Annotated in this window: 31 protein-coding genes; 11 read left to right on the top strand and 20 right to left on the bottom strand. The window is 40.3% G+C overall.

Going from position 1 to position 25200, the window contains the following annotated elements; genetic code table 11:
• Both V6259_RS13050 and V6259_RS13045 read left to right on the top strand, forming a co-directional pair.
• Complete coding sequence (locus tag V6259_RS13050; protein WP_341584891.1) at positions 1-534, top strand: hypothetical protein; 534 nt, start codon at positions 1-3, stop codon at positions 532-534.
• Entirely contained in the window at positions 531-1481 is a 951-nt protein-coding gene (locus V6259_RS13045) for a hypothetical protein (RefSeq protein WP_341584890.1), read from the top strand. Before V6259_RS13050 ends, V6259_RS13045 begins: the two co-directional genes overlap by 4 nt.
• Here V6259_RS13045 and V6259_RS13040 read toward each other — a convergent pair whose 3' ends face one another.
• Both V6259_RS13040 and V6259_RS13035 read right to left on the bottom strand, forming a co-directional pair.
• A complete protein-coding gene (locus tag V6259_RS13040; protein ID WP_341584889.1) occupies positions 1482-3662 on the bottom strand; it encodes an ATP-dependent helicase in 2181 nt (726 codons plus the stop codon).
• Positions 3663-3919: 257 nt separating this feature from the next.
• On the bottom strand, positions 3920-4393 hold the full coding sequence (locus V6259_RS13035) for a hypothetical protein (protein WP_341584888.1): 474 nt from the start codon (positions 4391-4393) through the stop codon (positions 3920-3922).
• A 170-nt stretch (positions 4394-4563) separates the two neighbouring features.
• On the opposite strand from V6259_RS13035, the gene V6259_RS13030 reads away from it, so the two are divergent.
• From V6259_RS13030 to V6259_RS13005, 6 genes are all read left to right on the top strand, one after another.
• The gene (locus tag V6259_RS13030) at positions 4564-5451 is read left to right on the top strand and encodes a hypothetical protein (RefSeq protein WP_341584887.1); all 888 of its coding nucleotides are present in this window, start codon (positions 4564-4566) and stop codon (positions 5449-5451) included.
• Positions 5448-6695, top strand: coding sequence for an acyltransferase family protein (locus tag V6259_RS13025; protein WP_341584886.1), 1248 nt, complete (start codon positions 5448-5450; stop codon positions 6693-6695). Before V6259_RS13030 ends, V6259_RS13025 begins: the two co-directional genes overlap by 4 nt.
• Complete coding sequence (locus V6259_RS13020; RefSeq protein ID WP_341584885.1) at positions 6688-7116, top strand: hypothetical protein; 429 nt, start codon at positions 6688-6690, stop codon at positions 7114-7116. The genes V6259_RS13025 and V6259_RS13020 overlap by 8 nt, the downstream gene beginning before the upstream one ends.
• Entirely contained in the window at positions 7113-7700 is a 588-nt protein-coding gene (locus tag V6259_RS13015; RefSeq protein ID WP_341584884.1) for a hypothetical protein, read from the top strand. Before V6259_RS13020 ends, V6259_RS13015 begins: the two co-directional genes overlap by 4 nt.
• 737 nt (positions 7701-8437) lie before the next feature.
• Complete coding sequence (locus tag V6259_RS13010) at positions 8438-9112, top strand: hypothetical protein (RefSeq protein ID WP_341584883.1); 675 nt, start codon at positions 8438-8440, stop codon at positions 9110-9112.
• 146 nt (positions 9113-9258) lie between these two features.
• Positions 9259-9720, top strand: a complete 462-nt coding sequence (locus tag V6259_RS13005; protein ID WP_341584882.1) for a hypothetical protein — start codon at positions 9259-9261, stop codon at positions 9718-9720.
• 7 nt (positions 9721-9727) lie between these two features.
• Here V6259_RS13005 and V6259_RS13000 read toward each other — a convergent pair whose 3' ends face one another.
• The 4 genes from V6259_RS13000 to V6259_RS12985 form a co-directional block, all read right to left on the bottom strand.
• The gene (locus V6259_RS13000; protein ID WP_341584881.1) at positions 9728-10396 is read right to left on the bottom strand and encodes an FKBP-type peptidyl-prolyl cis-trans isomerase; all 669 of its coding nucleotides are present in this window, start codon (positions 10394-10396) and stop codon (positions 9728-9730) included.
• The gene (locus tag V6259_RS12995; protein ID WP_341584880.1) at positions 10389-10679 is read right to left on the bottom strand and encodes a hypothetical protein; all 291 of its coding nucleotides are present in this window, start codon (positions 10677-10679) and stop codon (positions 10389-10391) included. The genes V6259_RS13000 and V6259_RS12995 overlap by 8 nt, the downstream gene beginning before the upstream one ends.
• A gap of 12 nt (positions 10680-10691) precedes the next feature.
• Positions 10692-11423, bottom strand: a complete 732-nt coding sequence (locus V6259_RS12990; protein ID WP_341584879.1) for a hypothetical protein — start codon at positions 11421-11423, stop codon at positions 10692-10694.
• Between the two features lie 116 nt (positions 11424-11539).
• Entirely contained in the window at positions 11540-12787 is a 1248-nt protein-coding gene (locus V6259_RS12985; RefSeq protein ID WP_341584878.1) for a hypothetical protein, read from the bottom strand.
• A gap of 274 nt (positions 12788-13061) precedes the next feature.
• Here V6259_RS12985 and V6259_RS12980 point away from each other — a divergent pair, with 274 nt between their 5' ends.
• The 3 genes from V6259_RS12980 to V6259_RS12970 all read left to right on the top strand — a co-directional run bounded on the left by V6259_RS12980 (position 13062) and on the right by V6259_RS12970 (position 15549).
• A complete protein-coding gene (locus V6259_RS12980) occupies positions 13062-13715 on the top strand; it encodes a hypothetical protein (RefSeq protein ID WP_341584877.1) in 654 nt (217 codons plus the stop codon).
• A 94-nt stretch (positions 13716-13809) separates the two neighbouring features.
• The gene (locus tag V6259_RS12975) at positions 13810-14727 is read left to right on the top strand and encodes a hypothetical protein (RefSeq protein WP_341584876.1); all 918 of its coding nucleotides are present in this window, start codon (positions 13810-13812) and stop codon (positions 14725-14727) included.
• Positions 14728-14793: 66 nt separating this feature from the next.
• A complete protein-coding gene (locus V6259_RS12970; protein WP_341584875.1) occupies positions 14794-15549 on the top strand; it encodes a thioredoxin fold domain-containing protein in 756 nt (251 codons plus the stop codon).
• Positions 15550-16076: 527 nt separating this feature from the next.
• Here the strand turns inward: V6259_RS12970 and V6259_RS12965 are convergent.
• From V6259_RS12965 to V6259_RS12900, 14 genes are all read right to left on the bottom strand, one after another.
• A complete protein-coding gene (locus tag V6259_RS12965) occupies positions 16077-17096 on the bottom strand; it encodes a hypothetical protein (protein ID WP_341584874.1) in 1020 nt (339 codons plus the stop codon).
• Between the two features lie 245 nt (positions 17097-17341).
• Positions 17342-18313: a hypothetical protein gene (locus V6259_RS12960; RefSeq protein ID WP_341584873.1), complete on the bottom strand. Its 972-nt coding sequence runs from the start codon at positions 18311-18313 to the stop codon at positions 17342-17344.
• Between the two features lie 56 nt (positions 18314-18369).
• Positions 18370-18621, bottom strand: a complete 252-nt coding sequence (locus tag V6259_RS12955; RefSeq protein ID WP_341584872.1) for a hypothetical protein — start codon at positions 18619-18621, stop codon at positions 18370-18372.
• Positions 18622-18815: 194 nt separating this feature from the next.
• Positions 18816-19358 (bottom strand): hypothetical protein, encoded by a 543-nt coding sequence (locus V6259_RS12950; RefSeq protein ID WP_341584871.1) that lies wholly within the window; start codon positions 19356-19358, stop codon positions 18816-18818.
• A 10-nt stretch (positions 19359-19368) separates the two neighbouring features.
• The gene (locus V6259_RS12945) at positions 19369-19548 is read right to left on the bottom strand and encodes a hypothetical protein (RefSeq protein WP_341584870.1); all 180 of its coding nucleotides are present in this window, start codon (positions 19546-19548) and stop codon (positions 19369-19371) included.
• A 17-nt stretch (positions 19549-19565) separates the two neighbouring features.
• Positions 19566-19835 carry a hypothetical protein gene (locus V6259_RS12940; RefSeq protein ID WP_341584869.1) on the bottom strand — a complete coding sequence of 90 codons (270 nt, stop codon included), beginning with the start codon at positions 19833-19835 and terminating at the stop codon, positions 19566-19568.
• A gap of 370 nt (positions 19836-20205) precedes the next feature.
• Entirely contained in the window at positions 20206-20460 is a 255-nt protein-coding gene (locus V6259_RS12935; protein WP_341584868.1) for a hypothetical protein, read from the bottom strand.
• Between the two features lie 177 nt (positions 20461-20637).
• Positions 20638-21564, bottom strand: coding sequence for an AcrVA2 family anti-CRISPR protein (locus tag V6259_RS12930; protein ID WP_341584867.1), 927 nt, complete (start codon positions 21562-21564; stop codon positions 20638-20640).
• A gap of 171 nt (positions 21565-21735) precedes the next feature.
• On the bottom strand, positions 21736-21957 hold the full coding sequence (locus tag V6259_RS12925) for a hypothetical protein (protein WP_341584866.1): 222 nt from the start codon (positions 21955-21957) through the stop codon (positions 21736-21738).
• A gap of 229 nt (positions 21958-22186) precedes the next feature.
• Entirely contained in the window at positions 22187-22663 is a 477-nt protein-coding gene (locus V6259_RS12920; protein ID WP_341584865.1) for a hypothetical protein, read from the bottom strand.
• On the bottom strand, positions 22647-23231 hold the full coding sequence (locus tag V6259_RS12915) for a hypothetical protein (RefSeq protein WP_341584864.1): 585 nt from the start codon (positions 23229-23231) through the stop codon (positions 22647-22649). Before V6259_RS12915 ends, V6259_RS12920 begins: the two co-directional genes overlap by 17 nt.
• 213 nt (positions 23232-23444) lie before the next feature.
• Positions 23445-24242: a hypothetical protein gene (locus V6259_RS12910; protein WP_341584863.1), complete on the bottom strand. Its 798-nt coding sequence runs from the start codon at positions 24240-24242 to the stop codon at positions 23445-23447.
• A gap of 147 nt (positions 24243-24389) precedes the next feature.
• Entirely contained in the window at positions 24390-24551 is a 162-nt protein-coding gene (locus tag V6259_RS12905) for a hypothetical protein (protein ID WP_341584862.1), read from the bottom strand.
• Positions 24552-24763: 212 nt separating this feature from the next.
• Positions 24764-25096: a hypothetical protein gene (locus tag V6259_RS12900; RefSeq protein WP_341584861.1), complete on the bottom strand. Its 333-nt coding sequence runs from the start codon at positions 25094-25096 to the stop codon at positions 24764-24766.
• Between the last annotated feature and the right edge of the window lie 104 nt (positions 25097-25200).

Here is a 25200-nt window from a genome sequence, read left to right as displayed (position 1 = left end):
ATGAAAAATACAATTTGTTTTATCTCCGTATTTGCTGCCCTTGTTACGGGGTGTGCAAGCAGAGAAGAATATTATGCTCAGCCAAATGAAGAGGCAGAGCTCTTCAAAGTGGTGGATGTCGTAACCCCGACGCGCGTCATCGTTAAGCGTTACAAAAAATACGCGGTTGATCTGGCGTATTTTTACCCAAGCACAGTGGAGTGTTCAAAAGTTCCTGAAGCTTGTGCTGAAATCAAATCGCTTGTACTTGATAAAAACGTGTGGGTAGAGCGTGTCTATGATCGTTTTGGTTTGCCAATGCATACATTATGGCTAGCTGATTTGGGCGTTAAACCAAAGCAACCAATTAACATCGGTCTTATAGAAGATGGAGGGTATTCTCGAATGGTAGATTTTCATAATTTACCTAATGGTAAGTCTGAACTGGTTTCTAAAGCCTATGACTATGGCTTCAACAAATACCGTTTAAACCATAGTTTGGAACAAGCCCCGCAATGGAAGCGTGATTTATTTGTAGGAGAACTTAAAAAATGATCGGCCTATTGAGTAAGTTCACACCACGACGTATCTCTGAATTTGACCAAGATAAATTCATTCACGGTGTGGAGTCACAGAAGCTGAAGCCGCTGGGCCAAAATGAGTCATCAGAGGGCTTCGAATCTCCAGACGGCGCCGCCGGTGAGCTGTATTTAAAGGGAGGGCAAGTCGCAATAATGGCGAAATTTGTTCTTTTAACACACGATTATGATAAGCACAAAGTTAAATCGATTGTGCAGCAGCTTTTATCTAAAGTTGATGATAAAGAAGAAAAAGGATTGGCCAAGAAATTAAAGGAGCAAGCTGAAGAAAGGCTGCGTAAAGAAGGTAAGACGTTCACTAAAGAGGCAGTAATTCACCTGGTTATCTACAAAAGCAGGGGTGAAAAATACCTGTATGTTGATGCCGATTACAACAGTGATCTCTATGAAACTGTAACAAACCTATTTCCTATAATAGGCATAGAAGGTGTCGAAAAAGATGAAGTGGTTGAATTCGATGATGTTAACCCTCTGTTCTCTAATGCTTATACTGAAATTCTAAAAGACTCCAGTCTACTCGACGATTTTAAAGTTGTGTCACCTATCAAAATGGATGACACAGTGAAGATTGATATCGGTGGAGATTGCGTACTCGTTGAAGCTGATAATGACGGTGATAGTAAGGAAAAGGCTACATTGGTCGACTTTGATCTTATAGATAGAGACGACGTGAAAATACACCTTGATCGTAAGCGAGCTACGGTCTGTCAGTTCAAATTTTCACTAAACGACATTCAGTTTAAATTCTGTCACAGTGAAAAGCATGTGTTTAGTGGATGTAAACTACATAAAACCACTGGCGCTAAAGTCGATGTAGGGGACCCTAATGACCAACTAATATTGTCTGCATATGCCATGCGAGCCATGCACTTAGCATCTCAAAGCATGATTGATCTAGTATGATTAAAACGTTAGGCGTGGAGGTGTCGACCTTAAAAACTTACCGATTAGCGCAAAGTCTAATTCTATGCGAGAAAGGTCCAATAATTTCGTATTAGTAAATAAGATTCTCATTAGTGATTTTGAGTCGTCTGATGCTGAATTGATAAATTCGGCATCTAACTTACCTTTAGCTAAAATTGTGTTTCGTAATGAATTTAGCCCAGTTTTTATTTTGCTAAATTGAGTGAATGCACAGCAATTAGCAACCGTCTTGCTTAGCTCTTGCATCGCCATTTTATGAGCAAGAGCAGTTCCTTTCACTACCTTATCGCCTAATTCACTTATTTCTAGGCTAGGTGCAACCTTTGCGTCATAGACTAAGTAATTAGGAATAGCCTCGACAAATGTTGATTTTTTACCGGTACGGCCAATCATGTAAGATAAGTGTCTTGCTCGAGTAATGGCCACAAAGGCTAAGTTAGCTTCTTCTATATCGTTAGAATTGTGGCTATTAATGGGAAATGATCCGTTATACATGCCTGGTACAAAGACAACGTCAAACTGTTTCCCTTTTGATGCGTGAATAGTCATGATCGTTAAGCGGTCTACGTTAGCTGACTGGGCATTCAGGCCATTAAGCATAACCTCGTTTAAAATATCCTCTGTAGTGCTTCCAGTGCAAGCCATGATGCCTTTGCCTAGCAGTTCGAGGTTATGAAGTCGTGAGTCGCTTTTAGCATCAGTGTAAATAACAGGATCTTTACCTTCTATAGCGAAATAATTACCGTAGATTGAAGGTGTAGTGATAATTTTCACTACCTCTTCTTTGTTCTTCGCGCTGCCTAATTTATCAATAACAGATTCGATTTCTATACGGCGAGAAATGTCTTTGATCGATTCAAGAACATCAGATAGCAAGGTCTCGTTCGATATCTCTGCCACATTCACACCAAATGCCTCAAAAACATATTGCAGTCCGGAAGTGAATGCAGGTTTGGACTTTGTATTAGCTGCCTCTATAAGGCCAAGAGCCATCATTACTTCATGTCTCTGGAAGAAGCTTTTATTGTTAACCGCATGAACTGGGATGCCGCGAGGCTCAAGGTGGGTTTGAATTGATTCGATCTGATTGTTGGTTCGGCATAGGATGGCCATTTTACTTAATTCCACGCCAAGGCTTTTCAGAGCGAGTATTTCTGCAGCAATTCGCTGGGATTCTTCGTCGTCGTTTTCTGCTTCGATGTATCTAAGTGCATTGGTATCATCAATACCGCAAGCCTGTGATTTGTATTCTTTTTGAATCTTAGCTGATTCTTTAACGATGTAGCTGCTAGCCTCCACGATAGTAGATACAGACCTAAAGTTAGTAGAGAGAAAGTAAGTATCTACATTGTCAAATCGTTCATTAAATCGGATGAAATACTCAGATGTTGCACCCCTAAAACGAAAAATGCTTTGACTATCATCGCCCACGATACTTATATGTTTTTCTGCCGCTAAAAGTCTGATGAACTGTTCTTGAACGGCATTAATATCCTGGAATTCATCGACATAGAAATGTTCAATCTTTGATTTGAAGTAAGTGAGAATATCTTCATTGTTATCAAGGATAAGATTGCACTGTGCGATGATGTCATCAAAATCATAGCATCCACTGTTAACAATCTCAGCAAGCATTGATTCATATACAATGCCAATATCGTTGGCGAATGATATTGCGCTGCTTACGTCTTGGCCAGCTGATTTCCACTCAAAGACATGATTAGATATCTCCTCAAGACATATGAGGTCTTCTTCAAGTTTACCGGCTTCTACCAGTTGTTTGACGACAGATAGCAACATTTTGCGCTGTACTTTTTTGGTAACGATTCGTGGTTTATTTTTTGGAACATAAGCGCCGTCTGGGAACATCTCAAAGGACTCACGAAGTATGCGAGTACACATCTTATGAATATTCGTAATATAGATACGTTCGGCTACCGAGGCCGGCAACTTACTTGCGATACGATCGGCAAGTTCGCTCGCAGACTCATTGGTGAAAGAGGATACCCAAATTTTACTTGGATCTGATACGGTGGAAGTTGCTCGGGCAATGCGTTCAGCTAAGACCTCAGTTTTACCAGAGCCTGCATTTGCAATGATGCGCACGTGATTGGTGAAGGGCGCTTCAATGGCTTTGATTTGTTCTTCTACATACTTCACGAGCTTCCCCAAACTAGGTTATTAAGCGAATAAATATCATTGCGGCATATTTTATAATTATACATATAAGTATGATTATAATAAAGGAATGGCCTTGTTCTCTTGCCTTAAGAGCAATAATGCCACAATGAAGGGTCCACCAGCTTAAGTGCGGATATTTAACACTATTAACTAACCCGTAGGTTGAAGGCTGTAAGCCTAAGAAACAAAAAAGCCCTGCATGTTTTACAAGCAGGGCTTTCTGTCGCTATTTCAGTCTATTCATTTAATGGTTTAGCAACATTCACGCGTCTGGCTAAGATTGATACGTCAGTGCATTGAGATCTCAAGTCTTTTCCTGAGCCCCGTAAAGAAAAATCTAATTCTAGCGAGTCTTTATCCCAAACTTTCCCCTTTTTGTCTTCTAGGAGGTAGTTGGGCTTTACATGTTCAACGATCCTGCCGGTCCCGTTGTCATGTTTCTCATAAAGATACGTGTATGTGTTTTTTCCAAGAAAGAGAAAATATTTTCCAAGTTTAATTGGCGACCCTTCACAATTCACAAGCATTGACGTGCTGTTCATAAATACCTGATTGCCTTCTATATAAACAGGATTGTTATTGATTTTTAGCAATGGGTACCAACCTTCAGTGTTCCCGAAATGCCAGTAAGCAACCATCGGTGAAGGCTTGTGACTGCAACCGGTTAAAATCAAGCAGCAGATAGTGACCAATCTAATATTTTTAAGCATGCGCTTCATTACCTAGCATTTAAACCTCTAATGGCTTTAATGTGATTTTATGAGTTAAATGAATTATCATTATTATATGTATTGTTGCCATTCTACTAATTATAGTTGTTCCATAAAAGGGTAAAGATGACTGGATTCATTAAGTTAAAAATATCTCGAGGGGGTCGAGCATGACTAATCTTTCTTCTCTCAGCTTATTGGGAAGAAGTGCCTATCCTATAGACATCAAGCTAGATGCTTTTATTCAGGCTAATCGTAAGGCGGTTATTGATCTACTGACATCAACACAGAAAGTCGAAGACTATCGGTTCAGAGTAAAAAGCCGCTATGTAGATTTGATGCTGCTCTATAAGGAAAAAACAGGGGAGGATCTTTCTGCCCTCGTCCGCGAAAAACTAGCTGATACGTTAGATAGTACTCTTGCTGACCTTATTCCAGTTCGTACGAATAATTATGTAAGTATTGAAGAAAGATTGAAGCAATTTTATTTAGACATACCTGGGGCTGATATCAATTCCTCTATACAGATTATTCGGTATGCTCGTTCAGAAAAAGTCAGTTTACGAACGATTCGAGACGACCAGTGGTTTACTAAGGATGCACTCACAAAAATATGCCAATGTACGGGGCTAAACTATGAATGGCTGTATGGAGATACAGAGTATGCTCCTTGTTCGCTTTTCATACGTTCTACCGGCATGTCTTCAGATATTCTTAAATCTGGAGACAATATATTTGAAGGGCAAATTATCTCTTCGAAGCTTTATATTTTTAAAGCCTTTGAAGAGCAAAAGGTGATCCTTTTGCAAGTGGCGGATGTCGCTAACGAAGTAGCTAACCCTGTGGTCATCAAAGTGCTCGGTAAAGTTGACTATGAAGATATCCCGTCCATCGCAGCTAGATCTGCTGCAAAGCACGTCCCCGTATTAATAGCAGAGCCTAAATACCAGCACTATGACCTGTATCGAACAGGTAATGAGCCTTTATCTATCCTCTTTAAGGGTGCGTCAGTATTTCCATATTCTGATAACACGGCAAAACAGGTCTTTTCTTCATGAATGTTAAAACAGGTTATTACTTGCGCGCTCTTCTAGTGTTGATGGTGTTTGTTCAGCATGTAATCTTCATTGCCTCAGCTGATAGCTACTCCGATCCAGCTATACTGATATCTACTATTGCACGAGGCGATTACGCGGTGGGAATGCTTTTCTCACTATCTGGGTATGTGATTTATAAGACTTGGTCATCTACTGATAACCTTGATGTTGTAGAGTTGGGGAGGCGCCTAATCAGGCTAATAGTTCCGATGTTTGTGTCTTTCCTGCTGGTGTACCTTCTTCACGCGTTTGGTGCAGGAGCCTACGAAATTACGTTGAGTAGCCTTGGCTTTAAAGGCGGACTGATTGAGCCGGTAGGGATGAGGCTCGATGTTTCCTTTTGGTACGTTATTGAGAGCTTCTTCTCAATCCTTTTCAATTTGAATAACAATAATCTTGTGTTGGTCGCTTGGGTGCTGCCTTTTGAAATTCTGTTTAGTGTGGTCTTTTTTTGCATGCTCAAAATCTATCAAAGATTGCCGAAAGCACAAACAGCTAGCCTATTAGCAATGTTGCTTTTTATTGTGGCTATGGATGTTTATTTTGGTGCTTTAAAGGGCTTGCCAGCGGCATTTAGTATTGGTGCTGTTATAGCTATTCTTGAAAAGAATAAAGGGCTGAAATTGTTCTCTCCGGTGTGGGTAGGTATTGCGATGGCTGCTTTCTTGCAAAGTCAGAAAATAGCGACCTACGGTGACCTGTGGCTACCTCAGTTAATAAACTCTGGTTACTCACGTTATGTCTTCAGTGTGACTGAGGGGCATTATTTTTTCTATAGTCTTATGATGCCTTTATATGCCTTTCTTTGCTCTTTGCTTATTTCTAAGAAGCCAGCTGGCGGTATGTTTCGATGGATGTATTGGATTGGAGAGCGTAGCTACTCTTTCCACCTGATGGGTCAAGTGTCAATAATGATTGTGGCTGTCGCTTTTAATTTTTACATGATGGATGGGAGTTCGTTGTTAGCTGGTAACGACGTTGCCTTCTTCTTAGTGTCTTTCTGTTTGCTGTTGGTGCTTGTGCAAGTTTTCTATTACGGCGTTGAGAAAAAAACGCACATTACAAGAGCTCAAATGCTTACACTCTGTCAGAAGGTTTTAGGCCTGCTTCCATTTAGTAAAGTAGAGTTGGTTTCAGCGAAAAATAGTGATTCAAAAAATCAGGGTCAGCGTGTGGTGCTTCACGGAGGTGAGTTAAATGAATAGCGGTTTGATATTGACGTCAAAAAAGAAAAAGCTGACCGTCTACACAAATATAGTTTCAACACATTTGAGCAGGATAGATAAAGCTCTTGAGGATGACGCTCGTGAATACAACGCAATCTTAAATTTTGCTAATCGAGAAGTAGAATTGCCGGATTTAAAAATGATATTCCCTGTTAAATTTGAGAGTACTTTGCTGAATGTTGTGTGGTATTTATCACAGAAAACAAAAATCAGTGACAGCTGTGTCGAAGCGATCGCGGATAAGGTTTTAGGTAAAGAGATGTTGTTAGAAGGTCTTGAAAGGTATGAGCATAAGGAGGCGGTTAAAAAGGTTAGACGTAAAGGCTTAGTGCTTGCTGTGGATGCCATCATGATTGCTGCAGCGGGGTTAGTTGTTACATCGAAGTGGTGGATGTCATGAGTGAAGCTCCTCAAAAGAATACTAAGAAAAATCGTCAGCTATTAGAAAGGCTAAAAAAAAGGTTTATCTATATAGCGTGGAATGGTGAAGCTCGCCAGTTTTTACATTATTACGACAGAGGCGCATTGTCAGATAATAAAAACCTGGTTGAGTCTTTTGTTGCGGAACGTTTTAACTGTGAGCTAAAAGACATTATAACGTATCGTGAGCGCTTCTTACCGAATCCCTGCTATGGTAAACCTTCAGTTGTGCAGCCTGTGTTAGATATTGACGAGGTGAAGCAGTTAGTGGACAAGGGTGTGCTAGTAATGAGCGGAGAAGTTAAGGCCGATGACCCTATAGATGCTTTAATGTACCTTAGAGGAGTGAAGGTTAAAAAAGTAAAATACAAAAAACGTTTTGATCTTAGAAAGTTTGCGCACGGTGAGTTTTTGATCAATCTTGGTCGCGAAGAAATTATTACAATGGCCGGTAGTCTTGTTGAACGCATGGAGGCACATAACGATGACGTTTTAGAACTGATTAACTTCGTGTCGCAAAAGCTAGCTGGTGGTATTAATGATAAAACAACTTCTAGTTCTTAAGGCGATGCCTAAGTCAACCAGCTTGTAAAGAGAGGTTTTCGTTCTAGCGTATTGGAGACGGTACCGGTTAACCCGTTAATTCACTTAGCTACGTTGGTTATGTTCCTTGATAAATCAGGGGATATAGCCAATCCCTAACCGTTTGGGCAAATCTATCTAGATTATTTTAACTATTTCCCGCCTCTTCTTATTCCTCTAGGGAATAAGACTGTCGTAAATCCTAGGTTTATCGTAACCTACTAATCTTGGCGTCTTTTTTTCAGTCTCTTGACACTTAACTATCAAAATGAACCCAGACTCCTAGTTTTATGAGTCTTAATATGCTTCAACAATGTAGAAAAATAGTATTTATTGCAGATTGTCTTGCATAATCTTGAACCTTTCAGGCGAACTGTGGTCGTATTTTCATCATTGGCTAATGATGGTCAATAGGCTTAACTGTTGATTAATTCAATAAGACCTAATATATTAATTCAAGTAAATATTCAACGAATGGCCTAATTTTTTAACAATTAGTCGTATATTAATACTTAGTAAGTAGACAAATTAATTAAGGCATTTTATCTCTGATAATTATGAATGAGTTAATTTATGTAATTTAGGCCAATAAATTAACTTATTTGCCTGCTTCTAGCATTTGCTGAAGTCAAAACCAAGAGATGCGAGCATGTATCGTTATGCATACTTGATAAATCGGTTAATTATCAATATGAGAGGTGGCTGATAGCCAAAACATTATGAATAAAATAGATGATTTAGAGCAACAGCGAAAACTAGGTTATGAAATTGCCCCTTTTGCTAATAAAGCACTTAAGACCATTGGTGAAATTGTGCAGAAGGGCTTAGATGTAGAGAGCGGAAATACAGCCGCAAGTGAAATGGGGGCTGAAATGGCCGCTAATTACTTCCAGACAATACATCTTGACCTATTAAATTCACTAAAAGTAGAAGAGGCCAAGGCAACTATCAACACTTACAGTGAAATGGGTTTGATTGATAACTTAGAATATTCAGAAGAACTGTTGTCATCCTTTTTACAAGGATTTGCGAGCCAATTTGGTAATAACATTAAAGCTTTAGATATGTTTGGCAAGCTAAGTTCTGTGCGTCCTGCGTCTACATCAGAAAAAGCAGCCGCAAATAAAGACTACTTACATAATGATTTCGTGATTACCGTTAAACGAAAGAACGGTGAAGAAAATCATATTTCCTGGTCTGGTCAAGGTCGACGTGCTCGAGTGCTGTCTGAAATACTCAAAGATCCTATGTGGGTTACGACCGGTAACATCAAAAAATATATCTCTGAACATGACATGGTTGAAGGTCAGCTTCCAGATGGTGAGCAGTGGCAAATTTGGACTAAAGATGCGTTCAATGCAGCTCATAAGAGTGCAGTGAGCATCGCTGAATAAAACCGACTAAACGTAATAGAAGCCCGTATATGGATGACATGTGCGGGTTTTTTTGTGGGAGAAAGAAAGAAAACGTGATAATTTAATGGGCATATCTCAATTAACTAAAATTTATTAATTAATCTATATAATGGTTTGTGTCACTCATGGTAACAAAGCAAGTTAGGGCTGTAGCGTCCATAATACGAGACATGGAAGAGATTCATGGTCGCGTTCCAACCTATGATGAAATTCTAGATGAGGTGTATGCTCGAAGGGGTGAAACAGCTTCCTGTAGTGCGTCAACAGTTCGTAAGGCAAAAATATATTTAGAACAAACTGAAATGTATCCAGATATAAACAATTCGAGGGCTATGGCAAAGATTGGTCGAGCGGCTATCTCTCAGTATCTAGATGAAATTAAGTTTGGACAGATGGGGGCTGTTCTGGTGACCCATAAAGCCGTTCAAGGAGAGCTCTATAGAGGCATCCTGCAAGAAACGCTGCAAGATCTTGAGTCGCTTCAGGTGTGTGAGGAGGGTAAGATAAAAGCCGCCTTGGAAGCGTTAGAGATTAAAATAAGAAGTGTGCTATTGGAAGGCGACCAAGGCGATAAAAGGCATGATTAGTCTGTGCCTATTTTGAAGCGTTAGAGTTCTGCTTAATCGGTGCTTCTTGTATGTCTAGAAGCTGGATATCTGCAATTATAGTTGAGAATGCCGGTACTCCATTCCGTGCTTGGCTTCCGTACATGCTCCAGCTTGGCAAGTATACCTTTCTTCTTTCTCCCGCTTTCATATCAAGTATTATGAGTGCAAGGCCGTTGGGTAGTCTGTCTACCTGTGAAATAATTCTTTGGTCTTGTAGCTCATCAATCTTCTTTTGCATTTGGGTCTTGGCTGTAATTTGAAAGACGACTGAGTCATTTGGTTTTGGGCGTTTCATTGCCCATTCTTCAGGTTGAAGAGTTTCAATATAAAATATGCCGCTTTTGGTTTGGCTGATAAGCGGCATATCGGTCAAGCTGTTCAAAAAATCCATTTCTCTTTTACGGGCGGAATCGTCTGCCATAGCATGTTGACTCTGGATCTTTTTCATTGCTTCTAGGGTCTCTTTATTCTTAAGATAATTCGTGAAGCTTTTAACGACAAGATCAATGTTGATGAGCTCTCCATTTTTCGCCGCGTTAATCATGAGTCTTTGAGCCTCTTGTGCTGCGCCAATCCCTATATTTTCATTAGCATTGTATGCATAAGATTGAGTCGCAATAGATAAAGCAATAAGTGAGCAGATTTTTTTAATCATAATACTTTGATAGGCTCTCTATAATTTCTGTGGTGTAGCGATCTCTCTCACTCTCTGTAGAAATCGTTTTATAAGCTGAGCAATGCAGGTGCAAGGTACCTTTCATTCGATTGTGTCTCTTGTCATGCAGCTTGGTTTGAAATACCCACGCAAGGGCGCTACCTATGCGACGTGGATAAAGATCGAATACTTTCTCGATAGCGGCATAAGGGATCGGTAATTCGGGCTTTGCGTTTTGAGCGGTAATTATCTTTTCTGCTAGTTCTACAAGATTTTTTCTCATAATTCTTCCTTCTTATTTCCAGTCTTGCGATATATCTTCATAATTTGGGATTTCATCTAACACGGGTGAGTCAACCATTGTGTCAAAAACGTAGGACCCTATTGATTGGTCAGTTTGGTCACCCTGTCGTTCGTTGTTTATATCAAGGTCGTCTAGAAACTGTGAATGTAAATGCAGCTTCTCCATGATGTGCGTGTAATCTAGTGCGCAAAGCATCAGGCTTTCTGAGTCCTGAGATAGGCTCGCAGCATCATTGATGATTGCTATGACGCTATTAATGCTCCCTTTAGCGTGTTTCAGAGAGTCTTGATCGACGAAGTCTGCAACGGTAAGTTCAGCTTTGTGTTGATCAATACTTTTAATCTCCTGGGGTATAGTGGAGCTTGCTATCTGGGGCTGTGGTTCTTCCTTTAATACAGGTTCTTGTTTTAATAATTTCTCAATAGCCGGTTTCTTTATGTTTTTATCTGGTGTCTCTTTCAGAAGCTGAGAACATGCAGAAAGTAAACTCGCCGTGCCGTACTTTTTATCCAGCTCGACAAGGGGTTTTAGCCCTATCTTACCTTGAGAGAACAGAGTCTTAATTTCGTCACAGAGGCCATGGATGTATATTAAGTTGTAAATAATGGCTCTCTTGATTCCGAAATTATTTTCTAATGTCTTAGTTTCTACAGTCGGCGCCAATGTAGCCAACTGTTCTGCAATACAAAGTAATTCTTTTGGTGTTTTGGCTTGTGTGATCATTATGACTTCCGTTGCTTACTCAATGTGAAACTATTTTCACATGAAGCCTTCCTTGGCTGCTTAAACCCCCGCCTTAATAGCTATAGTTCTAACTAATGTTAAAGGCCAACGGCCTACTACCGGCGAATGATAGGACTTCTTGCTGCAAGTTTTGACTCAGCAATATCAGTCGGGTCGACAGTAGGGTTTTCTATTGAAAAGTGAATTCTAGAGTTAATTTCGTTTATAGTCTTGTGGGTGCCATCCCCCATTTGCTTGGCCTCAAGCGTTGTCATTGGTTTCATTAATTCACGGCAATACTCTTGGAATAAGATGTTGTCGTCTATTTCTTCGTAGGTGTCATGTAGGTTCTTCTGGAATCCTACGACTTGTTTTGTTTTTGTGGATAGTAGTTTGTTTATGTGATCTAACGCCATTGCCTTGTTAGAGTCTGATAAGTTACCGTAATTGTGTGTCGCTATTGAGCTTAGTGCTTGTGCGATCGAGTTGTAGGCGCTCACTTTTAGCTGCTCCCTTGCGGAGCTAGATAAAGTTGAAAGCATATTGCTTGTCGTTAGGTCTGTGTGCTCTTTTAATGCCTCGAAAGCGAGCTCAAAAAGCTGCTTATTCTCCTGTTTTAACGCGGCTTCTGAGTACATGACTGGACCTATTAAAGTCGGGTGACTGGCTAGTTCGGTCGTTGTTACATTTCTCAATAGGTCTGTGAGCTTATCTTGATTATATTTGGTGTGGTTCAATACGAGTTCGACATTTTGTTTCTTTGCCTTCTCCACATACTTACCTATATCAAGGCCGGTAGTCATAAGCTTTAAATTTTCAGATTTGTCTATTTCATTAGAAGGAAATTCTAGATCAAATGTTAAGAAGTCCTTTAGCTCTTCCGCGCTTTTAGCCAGAATTTCACTGTATTGCTGTATCGTGTTGCTGGGCGCTAGTAAATTTTCATTTTTGAATTGCTCTAGTACTTCGTCATCCCTAGAGCTTAAGCGCTTCAGTGTGTTGCTCATTAGTGTCAGACCTTCAAGGGTATCAACTAATGCTTTCGATTCTGGCGTATCCAAACGGCTTAATGATACTAATTCCTCATGCGTTGTTACTCCTGTTCCTGAAGCATTCAGAGCGTTGCGTAATTGTTCGCCAAGATTTACGCCATTCCATTCGTGGCTAGCCATGAAATAACTGATTCCTGGCATGTTTAGTTCTACGCCATCTTCAGTGATTAAGTGTAAATCAGGTGTCAGGGGTTTAGATTCTGCCGATAGTTTTGCTAGCTGCTTGTGCCTTCTAAAAAGGTCTATTTTCTCGCGGGTTTGTGGGATAAACCCTACACCGTCAGAGCTAATGTTCTCTTTTTCAAATGTCATTGTCGTTTAACTCAGTCAATTTACGTGACTGCTCCCTCTTGATGTTGATTGTCTTTTAATCATTATATTGATAAATGAGTTAATTATCATTATTCACTTATCTTCATTAGTGTAATTAATTGCCTGTATACCTAGAAAATATTCATTAAACCCCATTAAATAGGCGATTAATGAATAATCAATTAATTAATAAAGCTAATTGTATTAAGTGATTAGATTAATTAGAATTGTTATTTGGCTATTTTTGTCTTTTACAAACTTAAGGTGGATCAAAATGAGTGACAAAGAGTTAGAGCAAGACTTAAACGCAACAGCAGGCGCAGACGCAACACCAGACGAGAAAGTAGATGTAGCTGAAGTGGTTGTAGAGCAAGATTCCGTTGATAAACCGGTAGATGACTCCAAAGCAAGTGAAGCAGAGTCAGTTGAGTCTACAAATGAGCCTGAAGTTACAGAGCCTGACGACGAGCTGAAGCCGCTAGCGGATGAGAAAAATGAAAAGTCTGATGGTAAAAAATCCAAGCCAAAGAAAATAACGTCTGGCGATCCCAAAAAGTCCGGTATGGCGATTGCTAAAAGTTTATTTGGTAAGGCCACAAAATTTACTCAGGAAGTCTATAAAGATTCTACGCTTGAGGCTCATGCATTTGCGCAGCGTCGATTTTTAGGTGATGTAGCTAAGGTCACGCTGGTCGTTGATGAGGCTAATTTTGAAGAGGCTCGCCAAGCTACTGAAAAGTATGGTGACGAAGTAGAAGTGTTTGTAGCCGGTACTCAGCCAGCTAAAGGCATCTTATTAAGTATGGTTGCGGATAAGAAGTCACCTAAAACGGCTGCTATGCATACAGTTTCCACCTTTGACGAGCTAGATGCTGTCGTCAATGCAACTTCAACATTCTATAAAGCTATGTCCGAATTGACAGCGTAGTTCAAGTAAGGGGTGTATCAATGTTAATTGCTCCCCTATGTCTGTTTAAGCCGTTTAACAGGGATTTTTCGCGGCAAAATTAAAAGGTTTATAAATGAGCGTAATACCTATTGCGCCTTCATATGAGCTGTTACTAGCGTATAGGAAGGTGTTTAAAAATTTGCTGAGGAGTAGCGACAAAAAATTAGATGTTGAGTCGCGGCATAAGAGATCTAGCGCTTTAAATAGCGAGCATTTACTAATCGAAGCAGGGATCTTTGAAGAAGTATCGGCGCTAGGTGGAGACCTTAATTCTATGTTCGAAAATGTTAAGGCAAACTCTATTAATACAAAACATAAGTTTGTATCAGAGTTTCAGCAAGCCTTTAATAAAGCTCGAGAGGTATCTTGCCAAGAGCAATTTTCATCTTGGGTTAATTACCGACTTACTATTTCTGTTAGAAAATATGGCAGATGGAAAGATGCTGGTGGCTTCAAGCGATGGTTTTATCAGGGGCGTAGGCCCTATCAGTTTGATCAAATAAGATTGTCGGATACCTTCGAAATCTGCTCCATTGATACGATGAGTTCTTCGCTGATTGGTCCGTGGGCTAGTCAAAGCCATATGTTGCTAAACTGTGAACGAAAGATTTTTAATATGATCCTAGACTCTGGTTATATCGGGTTTCTGGAGAAAAACATGCGCAATGTGCCTTTCGCCACAATCGAAGCATTTTATGACGTAATAAATAACGTCATTGAGTCTGGCGAGTTGGATATGGATAGCGAACCGGCTTGTGAAAATCTTCCTAAGTACTGCTTAGAAACTGTCGGCGCTAATGGTGCAAAAGTTTTTGTATTTTGGACAGGGCGCGGTAGAACTCCAAGAATGTTTGATGAAGAATTTCGGCAAAAGGGTCGTGACAAGCTGGTGGTAACTCGTAAGCAAATTGAGCTACTTAATAGCGGTGCATTGATGCCCTCGGGTAATATTAGGGGATCAACATTGAAGAAATATCATATTACACAATAACCTTACCTGACTAACAATAATGCGCCTTACTGTTTAGCAATATGGCGCTTTATTTTGGAGAAGCCTATGAATTGTAAGTCGTTTAGGTCAAAAGCGTTTGGGATATTGGCCGTGTTAGCGAGCTTTACGGCTCATGCGGGGAGCTTGGATAAAACTAGCCCTGATTTTTTGAAATATGAATCCTACATAAAAGAAGTAGCGCCTGGCCTAAGCCTCGTTGATGTGGTGACCATGCCAAAGACAAAGTCAGTAATTCTAGTGACGGATAGAGGGTCTGTAATAAATATGTCCAGAAAAGGTGACATTGTTTATTCGGGAGATTTGCTGAAATGGGTTAATGATGGTTATAAAAATCTAACCCAACAAGCTTTGGTAGACCGCATTAGAGCGCAACCTAATTCAGCCGGTATCTTTTACCCTGCTAAAGGCAAAACAACGGCAACAGTTGATATATTTTTTGACGTGGATTGTACTTTCTGCAGAGCGGAACATGATGATATTGATATGTTGAATACTTATGGTATTTCGGTCAGATATCATGCCTACCCTGGAGCTGGACCGGAGAGCCCAAGTGCGGCAATTATGGCAAAAATGTGGTGTGAACCGGATGCAAAGAAACGGATAGATTATTACATTAAAACAAACGAAGTTTTAAGCGGATATCACAACGAAGCTGCGTGTAAGAAAGTTATATCGGATCAGTATTTTATGGGTAGAACTATTGATATCAAAGCTACACCAGCAATAACGTTTCCGAATGGGAGGGTTGTCTTTTCTTATTTAACTCCAAAGCAAGTGCTTCAGTACGCAGTTGCAAAATAGTCTAAAATCTTAAGCTTGCAATACTGAGATAACGTCTTGGATACTGAAGTTGTGGTGAAAATGAGCAAGAGTTTCTATTATCTTGGCCCTTATCAGTAATGCGGTGTTCAAAGTTAAGTCTATGTATTGTGAGTGATTTAAAGAATTCTCCATTCTATTAATGAATAGCCTAAACTGGCCATTGTTGACATCAAGAACCAAAGATCGCAAAGAGTCGCGTGATTTCTTCATTGTCACGTCTATCCTTGTGTAATTGAGATCTTTCCCCTGTTTCTCTATGTACCGTTTTAGGCTTCGAGATAAAAGAAGTGCCTCGCTAAGGTTCAGCGTGATGCTGAAGCTTTGTGATGGCGTTTTGTAGGTATTACAGGTGATAGACGTAATACCTGATCCCTTTTTAATTAACGCACTAAAATTCCATGTGGCAGACGCAGTCGCTACCGTACACGGCAATATAGATTCTACTCGTTGGTAATCATTCTTCGGTACATTTGCACTATCTGGAACTAATGTGTTCATACTGATCCTTATGAGTACGCATACCAGTTCATTGAGTTATCTAGTCGTACCACTTTTTTAGCGCCGCGCTTTACTTTTGAGATCAATTCGATTCTCCCTTCATTCATGGTTACCGGTAGCCTTTCCATTATCGTGTTGAAAACAGATCGATCATCCCAGTTTAGGACTATGATAGGGCTAGAATTGTATATCTTTTTTGCCCACTCTGATGGTGCTTTTACCGCTATATCATCGTCAGATTCATTAACGGTGAAATAAGATATATTTGTCGCCACGGTTGGTGGGGAGTAAAAACGCATACAAAATCTAGTGTTAGGGTGCTTCCTATCCCATGATTCTAGGACGGCAAGTTCTGCGGCTTTACTATCCTTGCTAAAATCAATTTTCGCTTTTAGCTCATTGAGAGTTCCGGCCACCGGTTGACTAGGTTTAGCGCAGTGCCAGTTAGTTTTTAGTCTTGATACGGTCTTACTCGGGTCGCTGAAATAGTAGGGTCTTACTATTAGCTCGTAGTTGTCGTGTGGCCCTAAGATCTCGCTATCCCTTAATAGCTCCGTTCTTCTCATGTATTTTGCGACCGAATCGATTTTAATTTGATTATAGTGTTGCGCAAGTTTCTCGAAACGCTTTTTATTTAAATTCGCCTGAATTAAGGCTTTGTAAGTTTTGTCCCGTAAGTTAGTAGGTACGCAAAGATGGCCTGTGTTACGAGGCAATGAATTCGTACTGCGGTGCCCAAATACCTCTAAAGGCCATAGTTCTTTACCAGCCTTAGAAAAGCTAATTTCTTGAGGGTTGTAACTAGTGCCGCTTAAAACAGGAGTCGATTTACCGGTATGCTCGGGGTCTGTGTTTGTCTCGCAGTACACAGCGTCGATAAATTGAATTTGTGACCGAGACGCGTTGGATAATAAGTCGCAAATAGCAGCTCTGTCTGCTTTTATGTCAGAATATAACTGATTTAGTTCTTGTAGAAGACTGGCCGCATTACGGCTATGGCTGTCCTGCAAATTCGTTTTCTTTTCCATTTCTGATCTCCCCATAATCTAAATCTGGTTTAAAGTTATTTAGTTTGGTAGACATGATATTGAAACCAAAAACTCGCACAGAGGCGAGTATTCAGAATATTACATAACCACGTTAACTGCTCGCGGCTTCAGCCGACGACCTTCCAAGATAACAGCATAAACTGAAAGTCTTATTTTTTGACTACGTCCACTATCTGAGCTGGTTTCTAGAACTCCATCGAAAGACAATATCGTTCCTTTAATAGTTACTGGGTTTGGGCTATTTTGAATCTTGATAAGGGTAAAGTTTTTCCCTGTCTATTTTTAATGCACATTAAGTGCAACGTCCCAGAAAGGTAAAGGTATTGAGGTTCTTCCGCGCTATTTAGGCAGATAATCTCTTTTTTGATAGCGTCTAAAAATGTTTGGATGTCGGCCTGGTTCTTGAATCCCTTTGTTGTAATTCTTTCATTCTCAAAGTAAACGAAATAGGCTGATCCTGTTGCATACTGCTCAACCGCCTCTTTGAATTTAGCATTAACCTGTTTAGAAGCCTCTAAATGGGCTATATCGATGTTTTTCAATGGTATGGAAAAGGCCCATTCCTGCAGGTTATTTGCTAGACCCACCTTTTCTGGCTTTGTATGGCCAAGACCATAGCGATCAAACATATCTACAACTTTTTGCTTTGTTTTAGTGTCGCCACGTGGGGTATGCAAGCGAAATTCTATTGGGCTTTTAATGTACCCAGCACTAAAGCAATTGTTCAATATCTGTTCTTCTGAAATCACAAGAGACGTATCAGTGATTTCTGATTCTCGAAAGTGTTTCATGTATTTGGTATTAATGCCGTCGATAGGGTTTTCTAAAAAATATTGCGGTAAATTTGAATATATCCACGCGGCATGAGCTTTTTCAACTGTTTCTATGTAGTTGAAGAAAACATTCATCTGTCTGTTTTCTTCTACTCGCTCATCAAGCATTTTCATAAGAGGTCTAATAAACATCCCTGTTCGAGTAGTGACTTTACCAGAACGTAAATGCTGCATAAACGAGATTACATGAATGTCAGCATCAGAAAGAGCGTCTTTCGCCTTGGCTTTCTTGACGATAGTGTTCAGACCCATCAACAACATGTCTGGTGCATCTGCTTGCTTTATTTTACCGGTTAAAACCGCATAATTAAGAGCAAAGTGTACATCGGAGAGAGTTGTTTTTTCATCAAAGCTAGTAATCACGTTCTATTCCTAATCAAATTCATGTGTCTATGGTATAAATTTAAAGTATTCTTTCGTTAAAAGACGACGCTTGTTGTGGGGATTGTCAGCATGCTACGGTCTGAGAACTCAAAGACGGCATCTTTCACCGTTAGTTCTATACATCTAGCAGGAACGGAAAAGGCACTAAGTCCTTTTTTCCGTTCTTCAAACACAGCGGACATTGAGGTAGAGCGTGAAGCCGCTAAGTTCTCAAGTAATTGACGTCCCCATTTCTGATAGTTTTGCTTTTTATTTAAAGCCTCTCTGATTTGTTGCAATGCATCCACGGCTATATTCCTAAGAAAGTTTTTCAAGTATGTATAGCCATTATCTCAACCCTGTTATGCCTTGAGTTCCTCAATCAGCCCTTTATCTATCATTACGAAATGGTTAAAGGTGAAACCTTAGTAACATATGATGATCCAAAAAAAAGGTTACTTCGTTACGCAAAATAACCTTTCGTTGAATTTTACTCATAGGCTTAAACAGCCAAATAAGCTTGCTTAAAACTGTTGGTTGGCGATAGCTTCAGGCGATCAATGACTAAATCCCATACCTCACGACAAGCTGCCATCAATGAATCATTATTATTTATGACGGCATTTGCTTGTTCTCGTGTCACCGATATTGATTTCTTGTTTTCTAATGGCTTTCTCTTGCTAGCATCAACCCAAATAATTAAGTCGGGTTCGGCTTTAACCACCAGCGCTTCAAGCTCGACTTTATGTCTTATGCCGCATAGAGTTGGATACATGGAAAATAATTTCTCTCCGAGTTTAGACGGGGTTGGTGTGTTGAATTTATAAATAGCATTAAACAAATACTCGCGGTAGTTATCTCGATCTTCGTAGGCTTCCTCCACGCTGTTGTAAGAAAATTCACCGGAACGAATCATTTCGTCAAACAAAAAATGCTCGAGAGCGAAATAGGATGTAGACGCATATTTAAGGCCGAATGCATTTTCAATAAACTTGGCAATTGAGTCTTTCCCGTGCTCCTTATTTCCTAAGATTATTATTTTCATGTTGTTCACTTTAAGCCCTCTTTTTTGTCGCTTGTACGCGAGACTTGGCAATTATCATGTATTCAGAAAATTTATCGTTAATATCCGGCTCGCTTTTACCTAACTCAACAAGTTCTTGTATGGCTTCGCCTAACTTGCGATTAGCGATGTTGATCTTTGTTGCGTTCGTACGAATGTCTTTAATCATCATAAGAATTAGTACCTCGTTTATTTGCGCTTTCTCTTCATATAGCCATTTTTAACGTACATGGAAGCCGCTAAGATCCCCAAGAAAACTCCTAGAGCAAATATGCCAATAGAGAGGTTAAGGGTTAAGTGGTATTGCGTAGAGTGTTCCGCTTGTTTGATCAGGTGGATACCGGCATATTTGAAAAGAACAGAGATAACCAGCAATACCAAACTTGCTACTTTCAATTTCTTAGCAGTTTTAAGAGTACTACCTGGCTTGATATCCATAGGATTATTCTGATTGGTCATGGTTGTTGCCTAAATGTGTAATGTGGGAATAGCTATATGTTAATTGTTTTGGAGGTTATAGATTTAAAATCTGAACGTTTAACACTATTACTCACATAGAGGTTAAAGGAGAATCCTTACAGATCCATACGGTAGGTGGTGTAAAAAAACCGCTTACTCCCTATTAGGTCATAAGCGGTCCTTTCAGTTAGTGAGACGGAAATTGTTGTTATCCAGTACAGCATATAATTTATTTATTATAGCTAAATAGCATTAATTGGCATAGGTCTATTAGGATGGATAATATGTTTGATCGCCGCCTCTCAATGTAAGTGATTGGCGGTATCTGTCTGTATCCGCGCGACAGACAATGATCAAACGACGTACAATGTTAGTCACGACCAAGGTCAAGCTCAAGATCAGGTACGTACATAGTGTTTATGTAGTCCTTCCATTCATCTCCGTACTTTTCCTTCATTCCAGCGACGTAGCCCTTTTGACAGCGCAAGCAAACGTCAGTATATCCATATACGTTATAGGTATGCCGAGCGGGGATTTCATGACCGCACATTGTTGTACCACCATAGGATATATGTTTTTTCGTTTCTTCTTTGTTGGCTTTAAGCCAAGAATAAAAAGCTGGCATAGTATTTCCTCGCGTTAATGAAAGTTGATGTTGCTATTATCGCTTAGGTGACTCACGAGGATAGAACCATTTGCCCATCATTCTATAACTTCGTAACGTGTGTTAAAGGCGGCAGTCTTGGCAAGGGTAGGGCGTTAGACAAAGCAAAAAAAAGCCCCTTAAAGAGGCTTATTTAGATCAATTGCTGGTGGCGTTGATGATTAAGGGGGGGAGCCACTTATATATGAACTTGCGGTCTTGGCCAGCACGTTCTCCTGTCCAGTATCCGTGCCAATGTGCGCGTCGAATGTGCGGTGTTGGCGTTTTATGTGTGCCGCCCTGATCTTGGCTGGCAGTTTTGGCGATTTCTTCAGCGATTTTCTCGCCTATACGCCAAGTTTTTGCTTTTTGTGGGGGAAATAGCTTCCAATCCCCTTTTACTTTTTTTGGGCTGGGGCGTTGTGGTAATTCGTTTTCGATGCGGGTGATGTCCGGTTCTTCGCTGCAAAGATAGAGAAGGAGACTTATGCAATGTTGAGCGATTTTGCTTTGATGTTCAATCATCTGCTCAATTGGTAAGTTCTGTTTGTTGAAATTGCCTTGCTTAGCTGCTTCACTTAGAGCGCGATCAATGGCTTCTGTGACCGTATGTTGACCAAGGTGCAGAATGATAGGGTAAAGGGCTTCTTCGCTGTCTATGAGTAATCTGAGTTCGGATCTATGTGTGTTGATGTCGTATTCTAAGTGAGCAAAGAAGCCGTGCTCATCAAGTCCTGGAGTTTCGATGTAGACGCCCCATTCTGGCAACCGGTAAAGCACATCGACTGGGATATCATTTTTAACGACCGTGGTGCTGATGCTCTCGTAGACTGAGGGTTCGAATTTGTATATCCCTTGCGTATAACGCCACGCTATCAGTGCCGCCAGTTTAGCCACATCGCCTAGTCTTTCCGGTGCCATTGCCCCGCCTTCCGATACGATGGAATAGGTTGCCGCCATCGGTAAGAAACACCAGCTAGGCCAATCTGGTAAGTCCTTGCCTTTGCTTTTCCTGAAAATATTTACCTGTCTCCAAGCATTCGGGTACATTTTTCCCGCCGCTGCGAGGTGGTATTGTGGTCTCATTTGCACACCTATCTAATCGTGTATTTGTGGTTAGCCCATTTGCGTAGGCAAAAAAGCTCGCACTGAGGCGAACTTTTTAGAAAATTGAATATCCGACAGTAAAAGCGACAGTTAAAAGAACGATTAGAGTTAATCCAAAATGCTCGTTAAGCTGTCTCTCAATACGTGTTTCTATCCAGTTAGCCATGCGGCGACTCCTTTCAAAACATCTAGTTTAACAACGCCTCCGAGGACTAGAGCCATCATAGTCCAGCGCAACAAAAATTCCAACTTGGCTTTACGGGTTGCGAATTTTACTTGTTTTGTTTGCTCCTTTGTCAGTTCAGTTTCAGCCTTAAGTTTTGCAACTTGGGCGGTTTCAAGTCGAGAAAGGAGGTGTTTTTTCATAGTCATAATAACCTCCAATAATGTAAAGCAATCAACGAGAGTGCTTAATTAACAAGGCTATTATCTCTCATCCTAGTAAGTGTCTTGGGCTAGATTTGCTCTCTTTCTATTACAACAACCCCACCGTGTTAAAGCCGTAGTGCTTGAGCCTGAATTGTGCTTTGTGGCATAAATTCTAGGCAAAAAAAACACCCTCAAACTAGGGTGTTTTCTCTGGGCAGGTAACTTGCGTTGATTAATCGATCCGGTTTGAGTTCTTGGCATTCTCAAATCTGATTGAGTGCGTTGGATCTTCGATGTTGATGTCGCTGTATACGCGAGAGAACACTTCTCCATCCCAAAGCTCCAGGTAGGTTAAAATGCCGCCGTTATCTTGAGAGGTATAATCGGAGTAGCCATTGAGTTTGATGCTTACGCCGTCCGAAGAAATGGACATTTCCCCTTTAATTTCACCAAAGGCATCAGGCGCTTTCTCTTTTAGAGTGAAAGGGATTGGGCAGTCAAGATCATTGACAACGCTGGCGATGTTTTGGAAATCGCTCTCAAGAAAGCATACGTAAGGGGCTTCGTAGCCCTCTGCAGCGGCTAACGCTTCCGCCATGTTAATGTGCTGGCCATCTTCGAATTGCTCTTGAGTGACCGTAACATCACAGGGGAAAAAGTCGGCTTCACCGTTCGCGTTATAACAGGCAACGTTAAATTTTATGTTCATGATGGTCGTGTTCCTTTTTTAAAGAAAGTGCTTTGCGCGGTCTGCCCAGCTTCACTTTATAATTATCAACAATCTCAGTTACATCGGCACTGTCATAAAGTAGATTATTCTTTCTTAATCTTGAATACAGTGTGCCTACTTTCATTTTCTTGCTTTCCGCGATCTCAGTGATAGAAACTTTCTGAGAGTTATAAATTAGAATGGTTGAGGCCTTTTTCCCTTTTTGTATTCTATTTCCTGTTATTTTAAACTCAGAGAGAGGATTTTTTTCTATGGTTTTTATGGTTTCATTAACGCGAATTTTAGAGCGATTAATTATTCTAGATAATTCAATTGGCAGCTCCCCTCGCAACGCTCTAATAAATCTTTCAAGTTCAAAACATGCTTGAAAATTTGGATATCTATCAGCTGTATAAACCCATTTTTCAATGATATGTTTTGGTTTTTTATGCAAATCCGACAACAATTTTAGTGTTAGTTTTTTATTTTTTTTGACAGCCAGTCTATATGCCATCTGCATTTCTTGTCTTTCGATCATTGAAATAGTTGGTGTTCCTTCTTTAGACATATTCCCCTCCCGATTTCAAGGTGGCCTGTTAATTGTTATTGCATTAAATGCATCAATGTTATGAAAAACAGTATCTTCTGTTCTTGTCTGTTAGTTCTAAGTGCAAATATTTTCAAGTGTTGGCTCCAAGTTCTTCACCCCTTAGTTATGGCTATTATCGATCTTCTGGTTTGGTTTTAGTGCTTTGGCAGTGCAATGGAACCCTCTTCACTATTAAAGCGTTTTGATGAATTCTAGGGCTTCGTCTTCGGTGTCAAACGTGCCCAGTAACTTGTCCCACTTATTCTGATAGCTAGATTGGTCAGGGTTAATGAAGTTATGGTTTTCTTCTAGAAGCTCACACTCATTCGTCTCAAGATCCTTTTGAAGATAAATCCCATCTTTAATGTAAGTGAGGGTAAACCTTTCGGTTATGGCGTTTTCAGCGGCTTTAATAATTACACTCATGTCGAAGAATGGATAGTCATCGCAATCGATATCGCCACCACTATCCACCGTCGTTATCCAACATCCAAGGTCGCTACGGTAATCGCCATCGGTCAATTGCACAGTAAATGTCTGTGTTTCGTCTGCAACATCAGTAGCAACAACATCAACACTTACATCAGTCGCGCTGGTTTCATCCCCGCCACTATCTATATCTAGAATCTCTACCGAAGTAATGACCATTTTGCTTTCAGGGGAACCGGTAGCCACGGCATCGATCACCTCTTCAGTGATTTCAGCCGTTAATTTACACACTAAAAAGGTTTTGAGTGGGGTGGTTCTGAGCTCGTCGATACACATATCACTATTGTATCGGTCTTTAAAATCTACGTTGTGCAGAGTGAAAAACTCAAACATGCCATCGACAACTTTTTTAGCAATGTCATAGCTGTATTGAGGGTAACCGCCATGATTATTGCTCAAATAACCATGGACTCTAAAATCAAGGTCAATAGACGCGGTGCGACTAATGAAGCTCTTAAATGCCTTAATTGCTTTGGTTTCATGAGTGGACATATCGGACATGTTCAAATTCCTTATTGTTCGTAGTTGATAACTTCAGTCTTGAAATGTAGAAGACAGAAAATATTTTCATGCTATCGAGCCGAGAATAGCCCCTTCTAGGGGGGCATTCAATTGACTACTGGCGAGGGATGAATTGAAAAAACTCGGTCAGGGATATTGTAATAGGCCACCAGCCAAATTTATGTTTCCGAGTGGCGCCAGCACGTTGGGCGTTGTGATAATTTCACTAAAGCGAGTGGTGCTAGATGAAAACGTGTCGCCTGGTGTGCGCTTAATGCCTTCAGCAGAGACTTTAAATGTATGCTTCATGATGTAATCCTTGTTAGCATGTTTATTAAATGTTGCATCCATTTTCACACATAATCTTTAGCTGGTGGCCCCATGTGTACTCATCACCTATTAACCATAATACGGTTAAAGGCGTATCGCCTTCGGAAGTCCTTAAGTATTTTAAACAGAAAAAAACTCAAAAAAAAACACCCGAAAGGGTGCTTAAAGATGGGTTTTGGTGTTCTTATCGGTTAGCTCTGCGTGAAAATATTTTCAAGTTTAGCTCGAAGATCTTCGCCTCTTCGTGTTAACCAAATTCGTCTATTAAGACCGCATTCAGCATAAGTAAGAAGGTTTAAGCCATCTCTGTTCCGATATTGGCTACCGGTGGAAAGCTTAGTAAATATTCCTAGTGCTTTTCTGTAGCTAGCCGTTCTTGGGTCATCTGTGTTTGCTAAGTCTAGAAGCGAGAGAGAAGGGGCGCTTGTGTTCGCAACGACTAAAAAAATTTCAAGCTGGTTGATGGTGCTTATGCCGTATTCTTTAGCCACGGCAAGGAGTTTAACGATGTTATGCACTTTCATTTGAGCCACTAAGCAATTGAATTATTTAATATAATAGAGAATAAGGATCAAAAAAGCACCCTTGTATCAGAGTGCTTCGTCCGAGTTTTTTGACCCTAAAAGCC

This window comes from Marinomonas sp. TI.3.20 (assembly GCF_038155025.1).
GTDB lineage: Bacteria > Pseudomonadota > Gammaproteobacteria > Pseudomonadales > Marinomonadaceae > Marinomonas > Marinomonas flavescens.
Note: the sequence above shows the minus strand (reverse complement) of the source record. Positions and strands in the feature narration are given on the sequence as shown.